This window comes from Pantoea sp. MBD-2R (assembly GCF_039134845.1).
Lineage (GTDB): Bacteria > Pseudomonadota > Gammaproteobacteria > Enterobacterales > Enterobacteriaceae > Erwinia.
Genome location: NZ_CP152417.1, coordinates 25,123 through 46,470 on the forward strand (window position 1 = coordinate 25,123; position 21,348 = coordinate 46,470).

The following is a 21,348-nucleotide window of genomic DNA, read 5'->3' on the forward strand; positions in this document are numbered from 1 at the left end:
GAGGCGTTGTCAGAGAAATAAGATAACCGTAATTAATTTTATACGTTATTAACGATTTTATCTTAATGACTTACTGCGTTCATAAATATTAGCCAGATGCTTCCAGTCGCCGTCTGGAGCGCAATATAACAGGCAAAAAAGAATATCTGTCTTGCAATTATTAACACCTCGCTCGCAAAAAGTGCATGCCCGCAGGAGCAAAGCCTTATCCTGACTGGGCTGGCTGCGGCTACACTGAGCAAAAAACCTCAGGCAAGAGTAAAAATTGTTTACCTTCCATTTATTTTTAAGAGTGAAAGTTATCATAAGAAATCACCCTTTGTTTAAACTGCGTTGCTATTAATAATATTTTTGATGGCGCCTCAGGTTTCTTACAATGATTTTTCAATATTACTCTTTATTTATGGTTGGAAACGCCAGGGGTTAAGGAAGAGACTCAGCGGGGTAGTGATATGAAGATTCAATACAAACGGAAACGCAACCCTCGCAAAAGAAGGAATTATCATGAGTAAGTTGATTCAAAAAGATCTTTTAACCGAGCAATCCTATGCTGCGGATGGCTTTAACCCGGCAACGAATACCGCTGAGTTCAGCTATACTTCCGGCCGCGTAGCGAAACGTGTGTATAACAAATATAACACCGCTAATAAACCTAAGCTGTTTGGTTACTACACTGACTGGGCGCATTACGATCAACGTCAGGTTGATAATAATGGCAACATCGCCAAAGCGGGCCGTGGCCGTGGGATTGACATCACTAAATTAGACCCAACCGCTTACGATAAAATCATTTTTGGTTTTACCGGTATCGTTGGTGATAAAGGTGATAATCGGGAAAAAATTGAGCTGGCAGCGAAACAAACGCTGAAAAAAACCAATGAAATGACCATCCTGGATCCGTGGGGCGATTGCCAGTCCTATATCAACTGTGGTTTTAGCGGCTGGAAAGCGTTCGGTTTTGGTGCTGGCAGCATTGGTTCCGATATCGAGGAAGACTGCTTCTATCAAAATCACCCTAACCTACAGGGTGTGCTGGGTGCGATGCGCGACTTACAGAAAAACGCGAAAGCACAGGGCCACGATCTGGCGCTCTCTTTCAGCCTCGGTGGCTGGACCATGAGTGATGCGTTCCACGAGCTGGCGAAAAGCCAGAGCGCTATCGATACGCTGGTTGCCAGTATCATTGATTTCTTCAACCGCTTTCCGATGTTTTCTGAAATCGATATCGACTGGGAATACCCCAATGCGCCAGGCGCAGGCAACCCACATGGCCCGGAAGACGGCGACAACTACGCCGTGCTGATTGATACGCTGCACAAAGCGCTGATCGCCAATAACATGAGCCATGTAAAAATCAGCATCGCTTCTTCAGCTAACGTGGAAGTGTTACAGCATTCCAATATCAAAGGTCTGCTGGAAGTGGGTCTGTATGGCATCAACCTGATGACTTATGACTTCTTCGGTACGCCGTGGGCGGACGGTCTGGGTCATCATGCTAACCTGTATAAAACCCAAAATTCGACCTATAGCCTGGAAGAAGCAGTGGAATATCTGCTGAACCTGGGTGTCGATCCTGAAGCCATCAACATTGGTTACGCAGGCTATTCACGCAGTGCCAAAGGCGGTGAAATCCGTTCTTTCTCTCCACTCGAAGGTTCTTATGACGGTAACGGTACAACCGCCGGTACGTTTGAATCAGGCTGTGTGGAATGGTATGACGTCATTAATAACTATCTGGATCTGGAAAATCAGTCTGGTCGTAACGGTTTTAACGTTTATACCGATGATGAAGCCTGTGCGGATTATCTCTACAGCCCTACGTCAAAAGTTTTCCATTCTATTGATACCCCACGTACCGTTCGTGAAAAAGCCCGCTACGTTATTGAAAAAGGTCTGGGCGGTCTGTTCACCTGGACTATCGATAACGACAATGGCCTGCTGGTTAATGCGGGTCGTGAAGGTATGGATTGCCCTATTGTTCAGCAGAATATTGATATGTCTCCTTTCTATTTCAAAGGTATCAATATTGAGGGTGAAACGCCGGTTAAGCCTGTTGATCCTGTAGAGCCTGTTGATCCGGAAGATAACACCATGCCAACGGCGGTTATCACCGTCAAAGCAGTGGGCGGCAGCACGTTAATTTTCTCGGCTGACAAATCTGCAAAAGCAGCCAGCTACAAATGGTCAAGCACCGGTAACGTGCAAATTGTTTCTCCGCAGGCCAGCGAAACGAATGTTGCTCTGCCAGCCGTGACCACTGAAACCGTGGTGGAAGTGCTGCTGACCGTGACCGCTGCGAACGGTAAAACCGATATGGCTTCTTATAAAGTTATTATCGCGCCTGCGGCAGCCGTTACGCCGGATGAGCCAGTCGTACCAGATGAGCCAGTCGTACCGGATGTGCCTGTTAATCCTGAAGTGCCTTCTGACTATCCACAATGGAGCGCAACGGCAACTTACCTGGAAGGCAGTAAAGTTACCCACAAAGGCGTTAACTTCATCGGTAAATTCTGGTCACAGGGTTCCGAACCGGGCTTGGAAGAAACGACCGGACAGTTCGGTAAGCCATGGGATTATCTCTGATAATGTCATTTTAATTTAATGCTCCTTCGGGAGCATTATTCTGTTTATGGTAAGAAAATGAATATTTCCAGTGCGGGTATTAATTTCATTAAAAGCCACGAGAAACTTATTCTAAGTGCCAGTCTTGATGATATGAATATCCGGGTTATCGGTTATGGGCACAGAGAGAATATCTGTGAAAACCAGGTCATTACTCAGGAAGAAGCGGATGAATGGCTAAAGCAGGATCTGCTGAAATGCAGCGAGCTGCTTAACAACGTCATCGAGGTTCCCGTTTCACAAAATCAGTTCGATGCGCTTTGTTCTTTTCTTTTCAGTGTGGGTGCCGGACAGCGAGGGGTAAAAAGCGGGCTGGTGGAACTGAGAAGTGGGCAGCCATCTGCGCTTCTTTTGTTTCTTAATCAGGGATGTTATGCGGCCGCGGCAGAGCAGTTTGGCTCATGGATCTATGCGGGCAATACTGTAAAAAAAGACCTGATACTGCGCAGAGAACATGAGAAGAATCTTTTTCTTCGCAAGCGCCGCCTGGCGACGGATGTCATTCTCCAGCCCGCTGCTTCAGGAGGGCTGCCGCGATGAGTCCTTTACTATGGGTCTTTTTATCTGAGCATCATCTTCTGGATGCGGTCGTCATTTCAGGGATGGGTGGCGTGGTGAGTTATATTCTTCATCAGCGAATCAAGCCCTGCAACGCGCACCGGCTGAAAACATTTCTACAGCATCTGATCGTATCGATGTTTACCGGGCTGTTAATCGGTTTACTGTGTGTCGATTTCAATGCCACAACATCCCAGACGCTGTTTTTTGCCGGAGTCGCCGGCACCAGCGGCAGTGAAATTATCCTGCTGCTGCAAAAGCGCCTGAGCCTGTGGCTGGGACAAAGAAAAGCGTAACTTTTTTTAAGTAATTTTGCATCATCGGCTTTCACCGCCGCCAGGTGCCCAGATCCTGAAGGAATGGCACAGTTTTGGTGATATCATGCCCGCTGCTATTGAGGGAAGGTCGCTCAGATCTCCTCCTCTTTTATCAGCCATGACCGAAGTATTTTTGAGTGGCAAAAGAAGTAGTATTTATGCCGCAAAATGGTTTTACTTTTCGGCGTGGAAAGCAGATTTTTTTCGCCAAAATCAGAAGCAGGATGTTTATGTCAAACAGCGCGATGAGTGTGGTGATCCTTGCAGCAGGCAAGGGAACCCGTATGTATTCCGACCTTCCTAAAGTTCTTCATCTGCTGGCCGGTAAACCGATGGTACAGCACGTTATCGACGCGGCTAACGGCGTAGGTGCTGATAAAGTCCACCTGGTCTATGGCCATGGCGGCGAGTTACTACAATCTCGCTTAACCGATCCCTCGCTGAACTGGGTGCTCCAGGCAGAGCAACTGGGCACCGGCCATGCTATGCAGCAGGCTGCGCCTTTCTTTGCCGATGATGAAGACATCATGATGCTCTACGGCGACGTGCCGCTGATTTCGCCAGAAACGCTCCAGCGCCTGCGCAGCGCTAAACCCAAAGGCGGAATCGCGCTGCTGACTGTTATCCTTGATAATCCGACGGGTTACGGCCGCATTATTCGCGAACAGGGTTCAGTTGTCGGTATTGTGGAACAGAAAGATGCCACGCCGGAACAGCTGGCGATCCGCGAAATCAATACCGGTATTTTGCTGGCTAACGGCGCCGATCTGAAGCGCTGGCTGAGCAAACTGACCAATAATAACGCGCAGGGCGAGTACTACATTACCGACATCATTGCCTTCGCGCATCAGGAAGGACGTGTCACTGAAGCGGTGCATCCTTCCCGCAATTCGGAAACCGACGGCGTCAATAACCGGCTTCAGCTGGCGACGCTGGAACGCGTTTTCCAGGCAGAACAAGCTGAAAAGCTGCTGCTGGCAGGCGTAATGTTGCAGGATCCGGCTCGTTTCGATCTGCGGGGCGAGCTGACGCATGGCCGTGACGTGGTGATTGATACTAACGTTATCGTAGAAGGCCGCGTTCATCTCGGCGATCGCGTGAAGATTGGCAGCGGATGCATACTGAAAAACTGTGTTATTGGTGATGACTGCGAAATCAGTCCCTACAGCGTGCTGGAAAATGCAGAGCTGGCGGCGACCTGCACCGTCGGGCCTTTCGCTCGGTTACGTCCCGGTAGCTCGCTGGCTGAAGGGGCACACGTTGGCAACTTCGTTGAAATGAAAAAAGCCTCGCTGGGTAAAGGCTCGAAGGCGGGCCATTTGAGCTATCTGGGCGATGCAGAAATTGGCGCCAACGTGAATATCGGTGCCGGAACGATTACCTGCAATTATGACGGCGTAAATAAATCGCTAACGGTTATTGGCGACGACGTGTTCGTCGGCTCAGATACGCAACTGATAGCGCCGGTTTCCGTCGCTGCCGGGGCAACCATCGCTGCCGGAACGACAGTGATGAAAGACGTGGCAGCCAAAGGCCTGGTCTACAATCGTCGGGATCAGCAGCTGAAAACAGGCTGGCAGCGTCCGGTTAAGAAACAATAAGCAGCACCTTAAGGCGGCCAGAGAGCCGCCTGATTGAAGCAGTCATAATGATAAGCCCCACTCTCTACAAGGCTCGGGGCACCGGAAAATACCGGAACAAACAGGTCAGAAGACAAAGTTAATGGCTCAGGCCATAACGTCAGGAAAACTACTATGTGTGGAATTGTTGGAGCAGTAGCGCAGCGTGATATCGCTGAGATCCTTCTTGAAGGATTACGTCGCCTGGAATATCGCGGCTATGATTCTGCCGGGCTTGCTGTGGTGACGGCAGAAGGGCAGGTTACCCGTCTTCGTCGACTGGGTAAGGTGCAAAAACTGGCAGAAGCGGCGGAAACGACGCCGCTGACAGGCGGCACCGGTATCGCACATACCCGTTGGGCAACGCATGGTGAACCTTCAGAAGCCAATGCGCATCCTCATATCTCAGAACACATCATCATTGTTCATAACGGCATTATTGAGAATCACGAACCACTGCGCGAGCAGCTGATGGCGCGTGGCTATCATTTTGCTTCCGAAACCGATACCGAAGTTGTAGCGCATTTAGTGCACTGGGAGCAGAAGCAGTACGGCGGCACGCTGCGTGAAGTCGTACAGCGAGTTATTCCTCAGCTGCGTGGCGCATACGGTATGGTGATCATGGACAGCCGCGATCCGTCCGTGCTGGTCGCTGCCCGTTCCGGTAGCCCACTGGTGATTGGCTGTGGTGTAGGCGAAAACTTTATCGCTTCTGACCAGCTGGCGCTGCTGCCGGTGACGCGTCGCTTTATCTACCTGGAAGAAGGCGATATCGCTGAAGTTACCCGTCGCGACGTTACCATCGTCGATCGTAATGGCGATCGGGTACAGCGCAACGAAATCGAATCCAACGTGCAGTACGATGCGGGTGACAAAGGCCTGTACCGTCACTACATGCAGAAAGAGATTTATGAACAGCCAATGGCAATCAAAAACACCCTTAGCGGGCGTTTCAGCCATGGCGAAGTGGATCTCTCTGAACTGGGACCCGATGCTAACGCGCTACTGAGCCAGGTCGAACATATTCAGATCATCGCCTGCGGTACCTCATACAATTCAGGAATGGTGTCACGCTACTGGTTTGAAGCGCTGGCAAACATACCTTGTGATGTGGAAATCGCGTCAGAATTCCGCTATCGCAAATCTGCCGTGCGTAAAAACAGCCTGTTGATTACGCTGTCGCAGTCTGGCGAAACGGCCGATACGCTGGCGGCACTGCGCCTGTCAAAAGAGCTGGGCTACCTCGGTTCACTGGCAATTTGTAACGTGGCAGGCTCCTCGCTGGTACGTGAATCCGATCTGGCGCTGATGACCAAAGCGGGCACCGAAATCGGCGTGGCTTCTACCAAAGCCTTTACCACCCAGCTGGCCGTCCTGCTGATGCTGGTGGCGAAGATGGGTCGTCTGAAGGGTGTGGATCCGCAGATTGAGCACGATATCGTTCACGGTCTTCAGGCGCTGCCAAGCCGAATTGAGCAGATGCTGTCACAAGACAAACTGATCGAAACGCTGGCAGAAGACTTCTCCGACAAGCATCACGCCTTATTCCTTGGCCGTGGCGATCAGTATCCGATTGCGATGGAAGGGGCGCTGAAGCTGAAAGAGATTTCGTATATTCATGCAGAAGCTTACGCGGCGGGCGAACTGAAGCACGGCCCGCTGGCGCTGATTGATGCGGATATGCCGGTTATCGTTGTGGCACCTAACAACGAACTGCTGGAAAAGCTGAAGTCGAATATCGAAGAAGTGCGTGCTCGTGGCGGCCTGCTGTATGTCTTTGCCGATCGGGACGCGGGTTTCACCAGCTCCGAGGGTATGCAGATTGTCTCGCTGCCGCATGTGGAAGAGATCATTGCTCCGATCTTCTACACCGTCCCGCTTCAGCTGCTCTCGTATCACGTGGCGCTGATTAAAGGCACCGATGTGGATCAGCCGCGTAACCTGGCGAAGTCTGTCACGGTCGAGTAACGGGTTCTGAATTTTGCTGTGCCTGTATGGCACAGCAAAATATTATGGGAAAATTTCATTTATATATTTATTTCTGTCCAAATTGAAATGTTCCACTTCCTCAGTGGTTATTTTCCCTTGCTGAAGTAAACGTTCTTTTTCTGCTGGAAATCTTTTGTCGCTGCCTAAATATAAAGCTGCAAGATAATTAATATCTTTTGTTTTTTCTTTTTCAGATAACTTGACTACTTCTTTGTAACATTGATTGTATGGCATGGAGAGTTTTTCTTTTAGCATGCATTCAGTCAGGGATGATACGGGTCTCTTATTTTTAATATTTATACTTTCAATTTCTTTGAGCCCTTTAAGATACTGCCCGTCGGCTACCAGAATATTCGCATACATATTTTTCACATTACCGTTGTCGGGATTATTTTTTACAATGGATTCAATCTTTTCAATTATTACAAGTTTGTTGTGATCGTCGGCTTTCAAATATCCTGAGACAAGCTCTGAAACTTCCTGCGTTGCTTTGTCAGCGTAAGCACCTGTCGCCAGGGAGTAACCTGACCAGAATGAAAATAACATCATAAAAATTAATTTTTTCATTATTTTACCTAAAAAGGAGTAAGATTTATGACTCTTTTGAGACTTTTAGGAAAAGGCACAATCTGGCCTGTGTAACCTGAGATTACGTATCCGCCTTCAACGATGATTGAGGCAGATTTATCGTTTTTTTTAATAAAAAATTCTGTACTGCCAATGAGAATCTCATCGATTCCTACTGCAAATCTTTCATTAAATTTTTTTTGTAAAATAGCTTCATGGTTATCTATGTTATTTCTTATTTTACACCAAAACAAAGCTACTCCCGAACCAGCAGCTTTAACTGCAGCAGTTTTACCTGCTGCAGAGATATATATTTTTTTTCCGTCAGTTGTGTTTTCATCTTTTACAACCAGAGAAATTGAGAAGCTTGCATGTATGCCTACGCCTTCTATACGCATGTCAGCCAACTGTGAAAAATAAAAATTTTTAATAGTCATAAGTATCCCTCTTACAACATCCATTGTTGTACTTGATCGTGGTTTCACAGACAGCGATCAAGGTCTGGTAAAATCTATTACCTGAAGAGGGTTTTACACTCCTGAACGAAAGCGGGCAACAAAAAATGATTAATGTTGCTGGATTAACTCAAATTTTTAATATTTGAATCCTTTTTTTGCTTTCGAAAAAAGACTACTCCTGTAAGGAGGAAAGATGAGTTAGTTGTCACAAAACTGTCATATTTTCTACATTTCACTGTCATCAAACTGTCCTATTTTGCCTCCAGCAGCAATCATTATTACTGATAAAACGGCATGTAGCCTGACTTTACTCCCCTGGAGGGAACATGACACTGATGCAAAAAACGCTGGCTCAATGTATCGCTTTAACCCTTTCATTGAGCGCTGTTTCTGCTTTTGCCGCCGACAATCTTACTGGCGCAGGTGGGACTTTCCCGGCACCGGTCTATAACAAATGGGCGGCGGAATACAATAAGGCAACGGGCGCTCAGGTTAACTATCAGGGCATCGGTTCTTCGGGCGGCGTAAAACAGATTATTGCAAAAACGGTCGACTTCGGTGCTTCGGACGCGCCAATGAAAGAAGAAGATCTGCAAAAAAATGGTCTGTTCCAGTTCCCAACCGTGATTGGCGGCGTCGTGCTGGCGGTGAATATCCCAGGCGTAAAATCCGGTCAGCTGACGCTGGATGGTAAAACCGTTGGCGACATCTATCTGGGTACCGTTAAAAAATGGAACGACCCGGCCATCACTAAACTGAACCCCGACGTAAAACTGCCGGACAGCAATATTAACGTGGTACGCCGTGCTGATGGTTCCGGTACGTCATTCGTGTTTACCAGCTATCTGGCAAAAGTGAACAGCGACTGGAACAGTAAAATTGGTAAAGGCAACACCGTTAACTGGCCGGTCGGCCTTGGCGGGAAAGGTAACGATGGCGTGGCCGCTTTTGTTCAGCGTCTGCCTGGCTCTATCGGCTATGTTGAATACGCTTATGCCAAACAGAACAGCCTGGCTTACACCAAACTGCTGGATGCCGATGGCAAAGCAGTTGAGCCGAGCGAGCAGAGCTTCAGCGATGCGGCTAAGGGTGCAGACTGGAGCAAATCTTTTGCTCAGGATCTGACTTATCAAAAAGGTGAGAATGCATGGCCGATCACCTCAACCACGTTCATCCTGTTGCAAAAAGAGCAGGCGAACGCTGAGAAAGGGACTGCCGTGCTGAAGTTCTTCGACTGGGCTTATAAAAACGGCACTGCGACCACCAACAGCCTTGATTATGCTTCTCTGCCAGATTCCGTTGTTGAACAGGTTCGTGCAGCCTGGAAAACCAATGTGAAAGACAGCTCAGGTAAAGCGCTGTACCAGGCTGATTAAACGGCTAAAAGTTACGGGCGGACGCTGCGCCGCCCTGAACCTCTACTATCGAGAATTCTATGGCTACGACCAGGCCGACATTTAATCCCCCCGGCAAGCAGGGCGACATCCTTTTCGGCGCGCTGGTAAAACTGGCTGCGCTGATTGTCCTGTTGCTGCTTGGCGGCATTATTGTCTCACTCGTTATCTCATCCTGGCCCAGCATACAAAAGTTCGGCTTTTCTTTTTTATGGACCAAAACCTGGGATGCGCCCAACGAACAGTTTGGTGCGCTGGTGCCCATCTACGGCACTGTTGTCACCTCGGTTATTGCGCTGATTATCGCCGTTCCGGTTAGCTTTGGCATCGCGCTGTTTCTGACGGAACTGGCGCCAAACTGGCTGCGTCGTCCGTTAGGCATGGCGATTGAGCTGCTGGCAGCGATCCCCAGCATCGTTTACGGCATGTGGGGTCTGTTTATTTTTGCCCCGCTGTTTGCCACTTATTTCCAGACGCCGCTCGGCGAGCTGATGGCGAATATTCCTATCGTCGGCATGCTCTTTTCCGGCCCGGCTTTCGGTATTGGTATTCTTGCCGCCGGGATTATCCTGGCCATTATGATCATTCCCTATATCGCCTCTGTCATGCGTGACGTCTTTGAACAGACGCCGGTGATGATGAAAGAGTCGGCTTATGGCATTGGCTGCACCACATGGGAGGTGATTTGGCGCATCGTTCTGCCGTTCACCAAAAATGGTGTGATCGGCGGCGTGATGCTGGGACTGGGCCGCGCGCTGGGTGAAACCATGGCGGTGACGTTTATTATCGGCAATACCTACCAGCTCGACAGCGCCTCGCTGTTTATGCCGGGTAACAGCATCACCTCGGCGCTGGCGAATGAATTTGCTGAAGCGGAATCGGGCGTGCATACCGCCGCACTGATGGAGCTGGGGCTGATCCTGTTTGTGATTACCTTTATCGTGCTGGCCTGCTCGAAATTTATGATCCTGCGCCTGGCAAAAAGTGAAGGAGCACGCTCATGACGATGATGGCTTTGCAATCGCGCGCCGAACTGGACGCATCACGCCGTAAAATGCAGGCGTGGCGGCGGATGAAAAACCGCATTGCGCTAACGCTTTCTCTGCTGACGATGGCTTTTGGCCTGTTCTGGCTGGTCTGGATCCTGTGGGCCACCGTGACTCGCGGTTTCGACGGCATGACGCTGTCGCTGTTCACCGAAAATACGCCTCCACCCAATACGGCTGGCGGCGGTCTGGCGAATGCCATTATGGGTAGCGGCCTGCTGATCCTGTGGGCTACCGTGATCGGCACACCGCTGGGCATTATGGCGGGCATTTATCTGGCGGAATATGGCCGTAAAGGCTGGCTGGCTGAAGTGATCCGCTTTATCAACGACATTCTACTGTCGGCACCGTCCATCGTGGTTGGCCTGTTTGTCTATACGCTGGTCGTCGCGCGGATGCAGCATTTCTCCGGTCTGGCTGGCGTGCTCGCGCTGGCGCTGCTGCAAATCCCCATCATTATCCGCACCACGGAAAACATGTTGAAACTGGTGCCGGACAGCCTGCGTGAAGCGGCTTACGCGCTGGGAACGCCAAAATGGAAAATGATCTCGGCCATCACGCTGAAAGCGTCGGTATCCGGCATTCTGACCGGTGTTCTGCTGGCCGTTGCACGCATTGCCGGCGAGACGGCTCCCCTGCTGTTTACCTCGCTGTCCAACCAGTTCTGGAGCACCGACCTGATGCAGCCACTGGCCAACCTGCCGGTAACCATTTTTAAATTCGCCATGAGCCCGTTTGCCGAATGGCAAAGTCTGGCCTGGGCTGGCGTGCTGCTGATTACTCTCTGCGTGTTAGTACTGAATATCCTGGCACGCGTGATTTTTTCCAAGCGCAAACACTAATTAAGATGCGCGGCTGCGGCGGCGCAAACAAGCGAGAAAGAGAATGGCTGACAATACCGCCGGAAATATGATTCAGGTTCGCGATTTGAACTTCTATTATGGAAAATTTCATGCGCTGAAAAACGTTAATCTGGATATCGCTAAAAACCAGGTCACGGCGTTTATCGGCCCGTCAGGCTGTGGTAAATCTACCCTGCTGCGCACCTTCAACAAGATGTTCTCGCTCTATCCTGAGCAGCGCGCCGAAGGCGAGATCCTGCTGGATGGCGAAAACATTCTGACCGCCAGCCAGGATATCGCCCTGCTGCGCGCGCGCGTCGGGATGGTGTTCCAGAAACCGACGCCGTTCCCGATGTCAATTTACGATAACATCGCTTTTGGCGTGCGCCTGTTTGAAAAACTTTCCCGTGCCGATATGGACGAGCGGGTACAATGGGCGCTGAGTAAAGCCGCCCTGTGGAATGAAACCAAAGATAAGCTGCATCAAAGCGGTTACAGCCTTTCCGGCGGTCAGCAGCAGCGACTCTGTATCGCTCGCGGCATCGCTATTCGGCCGGAAGTGCTGCTGCTGGACGAACCGTGCTCGGCGCTGGATCCGATTTCTACCGGACGTATCGAAGAGCTGATCACCGAGCTGAAGCAGGATTACACCGTCGTTATCGTAACCCACAACATGCAGCAGGCGGCGCGCTGTTCCGATCACACGGCATTTATGTATCTGGGCGAGCTGATTGAATTCAGCGACACCGACACGCTGTTCACCAAGCCGCACCAGAAACAAACTGAAGACTACATTACCGGCCGCTACGGCTGAGTTGCCTGGAGCACATCATGGATAACCTGAATCTGAATAAACATATCTCCGGGCAGTTCAACGCCGAGCTGGAGCATATCCGCACCCAGGTCATGACCATGGGCGGGCTGGTGGAGAAGCAGCTGACGGACGCGATCATCGCCATGCACAATCAGGACGGCGAGCTGGCGCAGCGGGTCATTGACGGCGATCAGAAGGTCAACATGATGGAAGTGTCGATCGATGAAGCCTGCGTGCGGATTATCGCCAAGCGTCAGCCTACCGCCAGCGATTTACGTCTGGTGATGGCGATTATTAAAACCATTTCCGAACTGGAACGCATTGGCGACGTAGCGGAAAAAATCAGCCGCACGGCACTGGAGAAGTTTGGCCAGCAGCATCAGTCATTGCTGGTGAGCCTGGAATCGCTGGGGTATCACACGATTCAGATGCTGCATGATGTACTGGATGCTTTCGCCCGCATGGATCTGAGCGCGGCTATTGAAATTTACCGTGAAGACAAGAAGGTCGATCAGGAATACGAGGGCATCGTGCGGCAGCTGATGACCTACATGATGGAAGATCCCCGCACTATTCCCAGCGTGCTGACCGCGCTGTTCTGTGCGCGCGCTATCGAACGTATTGGCGATCGCTGTCAGAACATCTGCGAAATCATCTTTTACTTTGTTAAAGGGCAGGATTTCCGCCACGTTGGTGGCGACAAGCTTGATGAACTGTTAACGGGCGAAAGCAGTAAAGATACGCCCGTCTGACAGACTACTGGCTAGCCTCTTTTGGCTGGCCTGTTTATCAAGGCTATTGGCCTGACCGCCAGCGTAAACATATACTTGCCTCACATTTCATTCAGGCAGGGATTCTTCATGACACCTCACCAGGCTGCAAAGGGCGCTACGCCCGGCAAAGCGATGCTGGCCGCCGTCAGCGGTTACGCAATGGACGGCTTCGATCTGCTTATCCTGGGCTTTATGCTGCCCGCTATCAGTGTTTCTCTGGCGCTCAATCCATCGCAGGCTGGCTCGCTGGTTACCTGGACGCTGATTGGCGCGGTAATCGGCGGAATCGTTTTTGGTCATCTTAGCGATCGCTTTGGCCGCATTCGCGTACTCACCTGGACCATCCTGATGTTCTCGCTTTTTACCGGTCTGTGCGCGATAGCGCAGGGTTACTGGGATCTGCTGGCCTGGCGCACGCTGGCGGGCGTGGGTCTTGGCGGCGAGTTCGGCATTGGTATGGCGCTGATTGCGGAAGCCTGGCCTGCGGAGAAACGCAACCGCGCCTCGGCCTGGGTAGGTATCGGCTGGCAGTTAGGCGTTCTGCTGGCTGCTTTTATCACTCCGCTGTTACTGCCCTATATCGGCTGGCGCGGGATGTTTTTGATTGGATTACTGCCCGCGCTGGCTTCGTTTTTTATTCGCCGGAGACTGGGTGAGCCGGAAGGTTTTACCCGACATGTCGACGTTAATCAGGGGCTCTCTTTCGGCGCACGTCTCAGGCTGCTGTTTAAGGATACTGCGACGACCAAAGCCAGCCTGGGGATCTTTATCCTCTGCTCGGTGCAGAATTTTGGTTATTACGGGCTGATGATCTGGATGCCCGGTTATCTCTCTTCAAACTTCGGTTTTACGCTGACCAAATCCGGACTCTGGACGGCGGTGACGGTCGTGGGCATGACCTTCGGCATTTGGCTGTTTGGCGTGCTGGCCGATCGTTTTGCCCGCTGGAAAATTTTCCTGCTGTATCAGTTTGGCGCAGTCATCATGGTTATTGTTTATGCCCAGCTTCGCGATCCCACCGTAATGCTGTTTACCGGCGCGTTAATGGGCATGTTTGTGAACGGTATGATTGGCGGCTACGGCGCGCTGATCTCGGATACCTATCCGGCACAGGTGCGTGCAACGGCGCAAAACGTGTTGTTCAATCTGGGGCGGGGCGTGGGCGGTTTTGGTCCGTTGGTGATTGGCCTGCTGGTAATGAAGCTCTCCTTTAACGCGGCCATCACGCTGCTGGCGCTTATTTATCTGCTGGATATTTTCGCCACCCTGTTCCTGTTGCCTAAAAAGCAGGGCAACGAGGATACGCTGGGCGCAATTGGGTAATATTCATGGTCGGATAAGGGCGGCTAAAGGGCAACTTCACGCCATCACTGCGCTGAGCCGCCCTTAGCGAGTCATCGGCTAGCGCGTAATCCCCCAGCCTCTTTCCCGCCACAGCTCCGGCAGCTGCGCCATATCATCAAACGTTGTTACCAGCGGATGATCCAGCGGTTTGTTGTGCGCATCTGCACAGTAATAAAATACCGGAATACCTGCCGCGATACCGGCTTTGGCGCCCGCTTCGGAGTCATCAACCAGGATGCACTGCTCAATGGGAACAGACATCTCTTTTGCCGCATGGAACATCAGCGCTGGATCGGGTTTCCAGCTGGAAAGGGTGTAACCGCTATACAACCGGTCATCAAAAAAGGAAAGCATCCCGGTCAGGCCCAGCGAATGCTGCATTTTGCTCACGGTGCCGTTCGATACCACGCACATTGGGACCGCGATCTTCTCCAGCAAGGCTTTCGCCCCGGCGATGGGCTGTAGCTGCTCATCGAACAAACGGGCTACCTCCTCACGGTAGGCCGGTTCGATCTCCTCTTTCCTGGCTTTAAGAGCATGTTCAGCGCACACATCCGCAATAATGTCGTACAGCTTCACGCCTTTGTACTTTTCAAACATTTCCTGTAGCGACAGTTCGACACCGAACCGGGCGAACGTATTCACGTAGGCTTGGGTACAAAGCAGTTCGCTGTCCACCAGCGTTCCGTCACAATCGAAAAACACACAGCTAACAGACATCGTGCCTCCTCAGGTTTGCTTTCTTTGCATCACTGTAACGATCCTTAACAGAATTGCGACCTGTAATGTCAATTTCAGTTAGATGCCGCGATCTTCGGGCATCTACAGCGCAATCGGTTGCGAAAAAACCGTTGTGCTATCTGGCAAATTAAAATTTATCGGTTAGGATAGCCGACGATAACTTTTCTCCGTTTTGGAATCTCATAATGAATAACTCAGGTCTACTGCAGCGGATCTTCAAACTCCAGCAACACGGCACCACAGTACGGACCGAAGTCATTGCCGGTTTCACGACTTTCCTGACCATGGTCTATATCGTATTCGTGAACCCGCAAATTCTTGGCGTGGCCGGTATGGATACGCAGGCGGTGTTTGTGACGACCTGCCTGATTGCAGCCGCAGGCAGTATTCTGATGGGCCTGGTCGCCAACCTTCCGGTAGCGCTGGCTCCGGCAATGGGCCTGAACGCCTTTTTTGCCTTTGTGGTGGTCGGCGCAATGGGCATCTCGTGGCAGACAGGGATGGGCGCTATCTTCTGGGGCGCGGTTGGCCTGCTGCTGTTGACCCTTTTCCGCGTCCGCTACTGGATGATTGCTAATATCCCGATGAGCCTGCGTGTGGGCATTACGGCCGGTATTGGTCTGTTTATTGCGATGATCGGCCTGAAAAATGCCGGCATCGTGGTGGCGAACAAAGAGACGCTGGTGGCGGTAGGGGATTTAACTTCGCACAGCGTCCTGCTGGGCGCACTGGGCTTCTTTATTATCGCTATCCTTGCCTCGCGCAACATTCATATTGCGGTGCTGGTTTCTATCGTGGTCACCACGCTGATTGGCCTGGCGATTGGTGATGTAAAGTATGGCGGCATTTTCTCTGTGCCAACCGGCATGACCTCGATTGTCGGACAGGTTGACCTGGCGGGATCGCTGAATATCGGCATGGCCGGCATCATCTTTTCCTTTATGCTGGTCAATCTGTTTGACTCCTCCGGTACGCTGATTGGCGTGACGGATAAAGCCGGTCTGACCGATGAAAAGGGCACCTTCCCCCGTATGAAGCAGGCGCTGTTTGTCGACAGCATCAGCTCCGTTGCGGGTGCTTTTATCGGCACCTCTTCCGTTACTGCATATATTGAAAGCTCCTCCGGCGTCTCCATTGGCGGCCGTACCGGTCTGGTGGCGGTGGTTACGGGGATCCTGTTCCTGCTGGTGATGTTCCTGTCGCCGCTGGCTGGCATGGTTCCGGCTTATGCAGCTGCTGGCGCGCTGATCTATGTTGGCGTATTGATGACATCCAGCCTGGCGCGCGTGAAGTGGGACGATCTGACCGAAGCCGTTCCTGCTTTCGTCACGACCATTATGATGCCGTTCAGCTTCTCTATTACCGAAGGGATCGCGCTGGGCTTTATCTCTTATTGCGTAATGAAGCTGGGAACCGGCCGCTGGCGTGAAATCAGCCCTTGCGTGGTGGTCGTTGCTCTGCTGTTTGTGCTGAAAATTGTGTTCATTGACGCACACTGATTGAGTACCATGCCTCCTGCACGCTTGTCGTGTGGGAGGCTGTTCAGTCACCAGAGACTTTTCCCGAAGACAGGCTGGTTAATCGTAGCATCCTCGCTCCCAAATTCTGCGCATAAGCAGGAATATCCCGCAGCAGTGTCCAGCTGTCCGCTTCAAACTCCCACAGAGTAAGATGTTCGCTACCGGGCGAAAGCGCACAGGACCAGATGATCAGCGGTTCTACGTCGGAAATGGCCTGAATAGTCGTAAACAATGAGGAGCGAAGCCTTCCTGAAGCAGGCTGCAACTGTAGCGAATCTTTGCCCCTCTCCTTGTCGCCCGTCAGTTTCAAAACGCTTTGTCGCATTGTCCATAATTGCGTCGCTGCCTCATCGGGATCGGCCTGCGCGTTAATCCAGGCTTTTTCAGCGGTGGAAATATCGCGTGAATGCTGTTCCAGCGTCTGGCGACTGTGCGCGCGGACAATTTCCATATCCAGGCCTGCATATCCGCCTTCATCAGCCAGCAATACGCCAACGATGTTGCCAGCATAGGCAATGCTGAAATCGGGCAGATCGCTGTCGGCAAAGTGAGGACGTCCATTGCTGGCCATCACCAGTTCAGGCAGTTGCGGGATGCCGTATACGCGCAACATCATTTCCGCCAGCAGCATGCGGGCAGCCAGATAACGGCTGCGGCGTCGTTCCGGCAGGAACTGTGCTGCATCCACTGCCTGTTGAGAAATCCTGTGCACCGGGATCATCCCTGCGTTCAGTGCCCAGCGTGCGAAATGACTTGCCATCTGTCGCTCCGTGAAAATGGTCGAAAAATCCCCGCTGAATTGTAAAAATGTTCTTAGGAAATATCACGTGGCTTTAACCTCATGATGTATATTTAGGATTAATATTAACGTCGTGTACATCAATCCTTTGCGTTGCTAATTGCCTGAAGAAGGGCATCGAACGAGATTAGCTCCGCCACGGCGGCCCCATTCAGCGCGATACCAAACTGCTGTTCTACTTCCAGCGCAATCGCGATTTGTGTCATTGAATCCCAGCCGGAGAGGGTATTGATGCGCAGCAGATTATCTGGCTTGCCTACTGAATCCGGCAGCAGTTGATTGAACATAGTCCGCAGCCTGGTGCGCAACTCCTCCAGTGGCGCAGATGAAAACGATGCTGCTACTCGCTCTGGTTTCGCTGTCGGAATGCTGTTGTTGCTGACCGTTTGTGGCGCCTCGTCAGCGGTGAGGCGGGTTAATCCTTCACTGCTTAGGGTATAGCGAGTATGAAGCGGTTGCTCTCCCAGTCCCAGCGCCACCAGCTGCTCAGCCACTTCTTCTGGTTCCATTGCCGTGCCGCTAAGCGCCTGCTGCCCTTCTGAAAAAGCGCTGTTTGTCTTGTCGCAAAGCACGGTGGTGGTCTCTACGCCATTGCTGCGATGTTGCAGGTCAACCTGGTTCAGATACCAGTCCGAAAGCGTTTTTGCTGCCGCATAATCCGTGAAAGACCCGGACACTTTAAGTTGGGCAACCGATCCCACATTCACGATACGGCCGCTCTGCATCGCCAGCATATGCGGCAGAGCCGCAGCGGTAAGAGAATGCAGCGCCAGATAGTTAGTTGCTATCAATGTTGTCAGCGTTGCCTTAGTCGCCGCGCTGGCCGCGTGAACGATCAGCGTGGGCTGGCGCTCCCGTACAGCGTGACTTAATTGCTCGCGACCCGGTTCTGTCGCTAAATCAGCAACGATATCAGCCGTATTGCTACGTCGAGCGTGACGTAATACCTGCCATCCGGCACTTTCCAGTCGGGCTGCACAGGCTGCGCCGATCGCGCCTTCTGCCCCCGTTACCAGCGCAACGCGAGCCGGCTCTCTGACGCTGAATTCGGCAGCAATATCGTCGGGAATGTTCCATTCCTCAACTCTGGCCTGGACTGACATTTTCCCTGAGATTAACCGTCGTTCACCGTCATAAACACGCAAATCAAGCTGAAGCACTCTTTTCTCTGTGAGGATATGGCTGACTCTGGCGGACCACGTCAGGTTTTGGTCATAATCAACGTGGCTGTGGGCGTTCCATGATGATGAAAGAATTAATGATGGAATGCCCGGTAGCGCCTTTCCTGCAATGGCAGAAAAAGGCGAAATGGATAACCCAAGCGGTAAGATTGGCTGTGAAAAGCCCGCCTCGCGGGCATAATCCACGTCCCAGTGCAGCGGGTTATTGTCCGCGCTCACCGCCCTGAATTTTTCATAATCTTCCGACGAGAAAGCCCGGGTAAACGCCACATACTGTCCAACAGCAAATTGACTAAATTTCACTGAAAAATCTCCTCAAGTCCGGTTATTTTCACTGGCGAAACTGGCAGCGACAGGCTCTTTGTTCCTGCAAGCCAGATGTCGTTGTGCGGCGTAAAGTGCAATGCCTCCAGTGCGCTAATCACCACATGGTTTTTGTCTGTTGGGGTGAAGCAGACCCTGAGATAAAGGCCCGACTGACGGAACAGCGCAGCGGCCAGAGCCTGAAATAAGGCCGTTTCCACGCCTTTGCCAAATGCCCGGCATGACAGCACGACCGTATCAAGCACTGCCTGTTGTAATACCGCTACACCCATGATTTCTGGCGGGTTAAATTTATCGGCAATCTCCAGAACGATGACCTGATGCCCCTGCTGCACAAGCGCTTTTAAATCGGCAGCGCTGTAGCGCTTCAGTGTGGTATTAAACTGGTTGGTTTTGGTCATCAGCTGCCCGGCCCGGGAGAGATTTCCATCATTGAGCAGAGCGAATCTCAGGGTAACGGCCAGGTCGCTGATAAAAGCCTGCGAATCAACAGCGACGCGACGTGCGTCTTCCACCGCTTTCAACTGGCGAAATGCGTTGCCACGCTGGCGATCGCTGCTGGTGAGGCCCGCAGACGCGAGCTGAGGAATACGACTGACAATTTCACAGTAGCGGACCGGATCGTTACCTAATTCAGGAACCACGACTTCAGGCAGATTGCGCCTTACCGCCTCTCGCTCAACCGGATTGTCATCAAGGAACATCACGCTGGAAAGGCTCAGATGCATTCGTTTTGCCAGACGAACGACAGAATCGGTTTTGGCCTCCCAGTGAATTTCTTCATCGGCAAAATCTTCGCGACGCAACACCATCTCGGGATGGCGATCGAGAATGTCCAGCGCGACATGCCGGTCGTTTTTACTGGCGATAGCCAGCCCGATCCCTCGCTGCACCAGTGATTTAAGCAACAGCTGAAAATCCCGAAAAGCGTTTCCGGGAAAATCGCCGCCCAGCGCGAGGCCTTCCAGTCCATCGTCAGTGGCTACGCCTCCCCACAATGTGTTATCCAGATCAACCACGATCAGACGTACCGAAAGACCACAGCGGTCAAGAACAATGCCAGTAAGATACTCAGCCAGCACTTTGGCAAACTGGGGTGACCAGGGCGTACGAGCCAGATACCAGCTGCGCGGGTCGCGCAAGGGAATCGCTGATTGTGCCGCCAGACTGGGGGTGTCGATAAATATCCCCTCATTTTGTGCCAGTATCGTAGCCAGCCGGGCACTATTTTCCTCGCCGGAAAACGTGCCGCTTGCCGTTGCCCACATTGGCCTGAAAACAGCCACCTGGTTTTCGCTGGCTTCGGCCCAGCCAGCCACGGCGGCATGCCAACGATTGAGCCTGAGGTGAAATGTCTCTTCATCAATTGCATACTGTCCTGAGCAGCCGCTCAGGCTCTCGAAGGTATCGGCAATAATCGTCAGGTGCGGGTTGAACGTGCGCAGAGGGGAATCGTCCAGGGTCAAATCTGAATAGAAATTGCCGTACTGACTGGGATAAAACGCAATACTTCTGGTCGGAATTGTTGCAGCAATCTGCTTTTTAAGTGCTTCGATCAGATAATCGGGATTTTCCGCGCTGAGAAGCGCAATACGGAAAACGGGTTGTTGCGTACGCTGTGTGACCTGGGCGATGTCCATTGCCGTCTGCTGGCCATTCTTCAGTAAGAAAAACGGATTTGTACCCATTCTCTCCTGGCAAAGCCGTGCGATATGGCGCAGCGAAACAAATTTCACCTCACCTTCGCCGAGCAGGGCTGTTTTTACCAGGCCAGCCTCTTCCGCTGCCCGACCCGCCGCGGCGAAATCCAGTTCGGTACGAATATCCCGACGGCGTACATAGACCTGCATGGCGGGATCGACCGGACCCTGACCTAAATCTGCTTTGGCGTGAAAAACTTTAAATTCGCGATAGGGCACCATGAGCCGTTGTTCCACGACATGCAGGAAACTCAGGTAATCCCATCCGGCACCCAACATCAGCGCTCCACCTCCCAGCTTTTCTACCCTCGACAGCACGGATTCTGCGCTCCACGCATCACGGTGATCTGCCTGCAAAAAGAGCGGTGATTTCGGCCCGATCACCACAAAGGAAAACATTGGGCTGGGCGTGCGGCGTGCCTCAGGAAGGCTAAGCACCCAGTCAGCCAGAACGCCGGTTTCCGAAGGTGAGTGCTGAAGATGAAACGCCTTGCCGCCTGCATAAGAAAAGGTGAACGCCGGAAACAGCAGGGTTTTCCCCTCACGAACCAGACTCCTTACCGCACGCAAAAAGGCCCATCGGTGTGGCCTGCGGCTTAAGCCTGACAGCAGAGAAAGGGATGAATGAACTTCAAAGACATCGCAGTCAGGAGGTGCCGCCTGTTTAATCGCAGCAAGGATCTCTGCCGTACTTAGCGGCGGCCTGTCTGACACATCATACGTCGTCCCGCTCGGCATAC

General features: G+C 51.9%; 18 protein-coding genes. 12 read left to right on the forward strand and 6 right to left on the reverse strand.

Annotation, left to right across the window (positions count from 1 at the left end; genetic code table 11):
• The first annotated feature begins 498 nt into the window (after positions 1–498).
• The 5 genes from AAGQ96_RS00125 to glmS all read left to right on the forward strand — a co-directional run bounded on the left by AAGQ96_RS00125 (position 499) and on the right by glmS (position 7,084).
• Positions 499–2,583: a glycosyl hydrolase family 18 protein gene (locus AAGQ96_RS00125; protein WP_342755600.1), complete on the forward strand. Its 2,085-nt coding sequence runs from the start codon at positions 499–501 to the stop codon at positions 2,581–2,583.
• Between the two features lie 57 nt (positions 2,584–2,640).
• The gene (locus tag AAGQ96_RS00130) at positions 2,641–3,162 is read left to right on the forward strand and encodes a lysozyme (RefSeq protein WP_342754536.1); all 522 of its coding nucleotides are present in this window, start codon (positions 2,641–2,643) and stop codon (positions 3,160–3,162) included.
• Positions 3,159–3,476, forward strand: coding sequence for a phage holin family protein (locus AAGQ96_RS00135; protein WP_147200450.1), 318 nt, complete (start codon positions 3,159–3,161; stop codon positions 3,474–3,476). The genes AAGQ96_RS00130 and AAGQ96_RS00135 overlap by 4 nt, the downstream gene beginning before the upstream one ends.
• Before the next feature lie 251 nt (positions 3,477–3,727).
• On the forward strand, positions 3,728–5,098 hold the full coding sequence (gene glmU, locus AAGQ96_RS00140; protein ID WP_147200451.1) for a bifunctional UDP-N-acetylglucosamine diphosphorylase/glucosamine-1-phosphate N-acetyltransferase GlmU: 1,371 nt from the start codon (positions 3,728–3,730) through the stop codon (positions 5,096–5,098).
• 153 nt (positions 5,099–5,251) lie between these two features.
• On the forward strand, positions 5,252–7,084 hold the full coding sequence (gene glmS / locus AAGQ96_RS00145; RefSeq protein ID WP_342754537.1) for a glutamine--fructose-6-phosphate transaminase (isomerizing): 1,833 nt from the start codon (positions 5,252–5,254) through the stop codon (positions 7,082–7,084).
• Between the two features lie 42 nt (positions 7,085–7,126).
• On the opposite strand, the gene AAGQ96_RS00150 is transcribed toward glmS, so the two are convergent.
• Entirely contained in the window at positions 7,127–7,672 is a 546-nt protein-coding gene (locus AAGQ96_RS00150; protein WP_147200453.1) for a hypothetical protein, read from the reverse strand.
• 8 nt (positions 7,673–7,680) lie between these two features.
• Positions 7,681–8,109 (reverse strand): hypothetical protein, encoded by a 429-nt coding sequence (locus tag AAGQ96_RS00155; protein WP_147200454.1) that lies wholly within the window; start codon positions 8,107–8,109, stop codon positions 7,681–7,683.
• A gap of 347 nt (positions 8,110–8,456) precedes the next feature.
• Between AAGQ96_RS00155 and pstS the strand changes: the two genes are divergently transcribed.
• From pstS to AAGQ96_RS00185, 6 genes are all read left to right on the forward strand, one after another.
• Positions 8,457–9,506: a phosphate ABC transporter substrate-binding protein PstS gene (gene pstS, locus AAGQ96_RS00160; RefSeq protein ID WP_147200455.1), complete on the forward strand. Its 1,050-nt coding sequence runs from the start codon at positions 8,457–8,459 to the stop codon at positions 9,504–9,506.
• 59 nt (positions 9,507–9,565) lie between these two features.
• Positions 9,566–10,528, forward strand: a complete 963-nt coding sequence (gene pstC, locus AAGQ96_RS00165) for a phosphate ABC transporter permease PstC (RefSeq protein WP_147200456.1) — start codon at positions 9,566–9,568, stop codon at positions 10,526–10,528.
• A complete protein-coding gene (gene pstA, locus AAGQ96_RS00170; protein ID WP_147200457.1) occupies positions 10,525–11,412 on the forward strand; it encodes a phosphate ABC transporter permease PstA in 888 nt (295 codons plus the stop codon). The genes pstC and pstA overlap by 4 nt, the downstream gene beginning before the upstream one ends.
• A gap of 43 nt (positions 11,413–11,455) precedes the next feature.
• A complete protein-coding gene (gene pstB / locus AAGQ96_RS00175) occupies positions 11,456–12,226 on the forward strand; it encodes a phosphate ABC transporter ATP-binding protein PstB (RefSeq protein ID WP_147200458.1) in 771 nt (256 codons plus the stop codon).
• A gap of 17 nt (positions 12,227–12,243) precedes the next feature.
• Positions 12,244–12,978 carry a phosphate signaling complex protein PhoU gene (gene phoU, locus AAGQ96_RS00180; protein WP_147200459.1) on the forward strand — a complete coding sequence of 245 codons (735 nt, stop codon included), beginning with the start codon at positions 12,244–12,246 and terminating at the stop codon, positions 12,976–12,978.
• A 108-nt stretch (positions 12,979–13,086) separates the two neighbouring features.
• On the forward strand, positions 13,087–14,322 hold the full coding sequence (locus AAGQ96_RS00185; RefSeq protein ID WP_342754538.1) for an MFS transporter: 1,236 nt from the start codon (positions 13,087–13,089) through the stop codon (positions 14,320–14,322).
• A 78-nt stretch (positions 14,323–14,400) separates the two neighbouring features.
• Here AAGQ96_RS00185 and yieH read toward each other — a convergent pair whose 3' ends face one another.
• Entirely contained in the window at positions 14,401–15,063 is a 663-nt protein-coding gene (yieH, locus tag AAGQ96_RS00190; protein ID WP_147200462.1) for a 6-phosphogluconate phosphatase, read from the reverse strand.
• Between the two features lie 206 nt (positions 15,064–15,269).
• On the opposite strand from yieH, the gene AAGQ96_RS00195 reads away from it, so the two are divergent.
• A complete protein-coding gene (locus AAGQ96_RS00195; protein WP_342754539.1) occupies positions 15,270–16,583 on the forward strand; it encodes an NCS2 family permease in 1,314 nt (437 codons plus the stop codon).
• Between the two features lie 43 nt (positions 16,584–16,626).
• Here AAGQ96_RS00195 and AAGQ96_RS00200 read toward each other — a convergent pair whose 3' ends face one another.
• The 3 genes from AAGQ96_RS00200 to AAGQ96_RS00210 all read right to left on the reverse strand — a co-directional run bounded on the left by AAGQ96_RS00200 (position 16,627) and on the right by AAGQ96_RS00210 (position 21,346).
• Positions 16,627–17,364 carry a phosphopantetheinyl transferase gene (locus tag AAGQ96_RS00200; protein WP_147200464.1) on the reverse strand — a complete coding sequence of 246 codons (738 nt, stop codon included), beginning with the start codon at positions 17,362–17,364 and terminating at the stop codon, positions 16,627–16,629.
• Positions 17,365–17,483: 119 nt separating this feature from the next.
• Entirely contained in the window at positions 17,484–18,887 is a 1,404-nt protein-coding gene (locus tag AAGQ96_RS00205) for an SDR family NAD(P)-dependent oxidoreductase (protein WP_342754540.1), read from the reverse strand.
• Positions 18,884–21,346: an HAD-IIIC family phosphatase gene (locus tag AAGQ96_RS00210; RefSeq protein ID WP_342754541.1), complete on the reverse strand. Its 2,463-nt coding sequence runs from the start codon at positions 21,344–21,346 to the stop codon at positions 18,884–18,886. The genes AAGQ96_RS00205 and AAGQ96_RS00210 overlap by 4 nt, the downstream gene beginning before the upstream one ends.
• Between the last annotated feature and the right edge of the window lie 2 nt (positions 21,347–21,348).

What these genes read in the sequence shown, in the direction of transcription:
- glmU (WP_147200451.1), top strand. Translation starts at nt 3,728, where the DNA reads ATGTCAAACAGCGCGATGAGTGTGGTGATCCTTGCAGCAGGCAAGGGA.
- AAGQ96_RS00130 (WP_342754536.1), top strand. Translation starts at nt 2,641, where the DNA reads ATGAATATTTCCAGTGCGGGTATTAATTTCATTAAAAGCCACGAGAAA.
- AAGQ96_RS00150 (WP_147200453.1), bottom strand. Translation starts at nt 7,672, where the DNA reads ATGAAAAAATTAATTTTTATGATGTTATTTTCATTCTGGTCAGGTTAC.
- pstA (WP_147200457.1), top strand. Translation starts at nt 10,525, where the DNA reads ATGACGATGATGGCTTTGCAATCGCGCGCCGAACTGGACGCATCACGC.
- pstS (WP_147200455.1), top strand. Translation starts at nt 8,457, where the DNA reads ATGACACTGATGCAAAAAACGCTGGCTCAATGTATCGCTTTAACCCTT.
- phoU (WP_147200459.1), top strand. Translation starts at nt 12,244, where the DNA reads ATGGATAACCTGAATCTGAATAAACATATCTCCGGGCAGTTCAACGCC.
- pstB (WP_147200458.1), top strand. Translation starts at nt 11,456, where the DNA reads ATGGCTGACAATACCGCCGGAAATATGATTCAGGTTCGCGATTTGAAC.
- yieH (WP_147200462.1), bottom strand. Translation starts at nt 15,063, where the DNA reads ATGTCTGTTAGCTGTGTGTTTTTCGATTGTGACGGAACGCTGGTGGAC.
- AAGQ96_RS00210 (WP_342754541.1), bottom strand. Translation starts at nt 21,346, where the DNA reads ATGCCGAGCGGGACGACGTATGATGTGTCAGACAGGCCGCCGCTAAGT.
- AAGQ96_RS00195 (WP_342754539.1), top strand. Translation starts at nt 15,270, where the DNA reads ATGAATAACTCAGGTCTACTGCAGCGGATCTTCAAACTCCAGCAACAC.
- AAGQ96_RS00155 (WP_147200454.1), bottom strand. Translation starts at nt 8,109, where the DNA reads ATGACTATTAAAAATTTTTATTTTTCACAGTTGGCTGACATGCGTATA.
- AAGQ96_RS00185 (WP_342754538.1), top strand. Translation starts at nt 13,087, where the DNA reads ATGACACCTCACCAGGCTGCAAAGGGCGCTACGCCCGGCAAAGCGATG.
- AAGQ96_RS00200 (WP_147200464.1), bottom strand. Translation starts at nt 17,364, where the DNA reads ATGGCAAGTCATTTCGCACGCTGGGCACTGAACGCAGGGATGATCCCG.
- glmS (WP_342754537.1), top strand. Translation starts at nt 5,252, where the DNA reads ATGTGTGGAATTGTTGGAGCAGTAGCGCAGCGTGATATCGCTGAGATC.
- AAGQ96_RS00135 (WP_147200450.1), top strand. Translation starts at nt 3,159, where the DNA reads ATGAGTCCTTTACTATGGGTCTTTTTATCTGAGCATCATCTTCTGGAT.
- pstC (WP_147200456.1), top strand. Translation starts at nt 9,566, where the DNA reads ATGGCTACGACCAGGCCGACATTTAATCCCCCCGGCAAGCAGGGCGAC.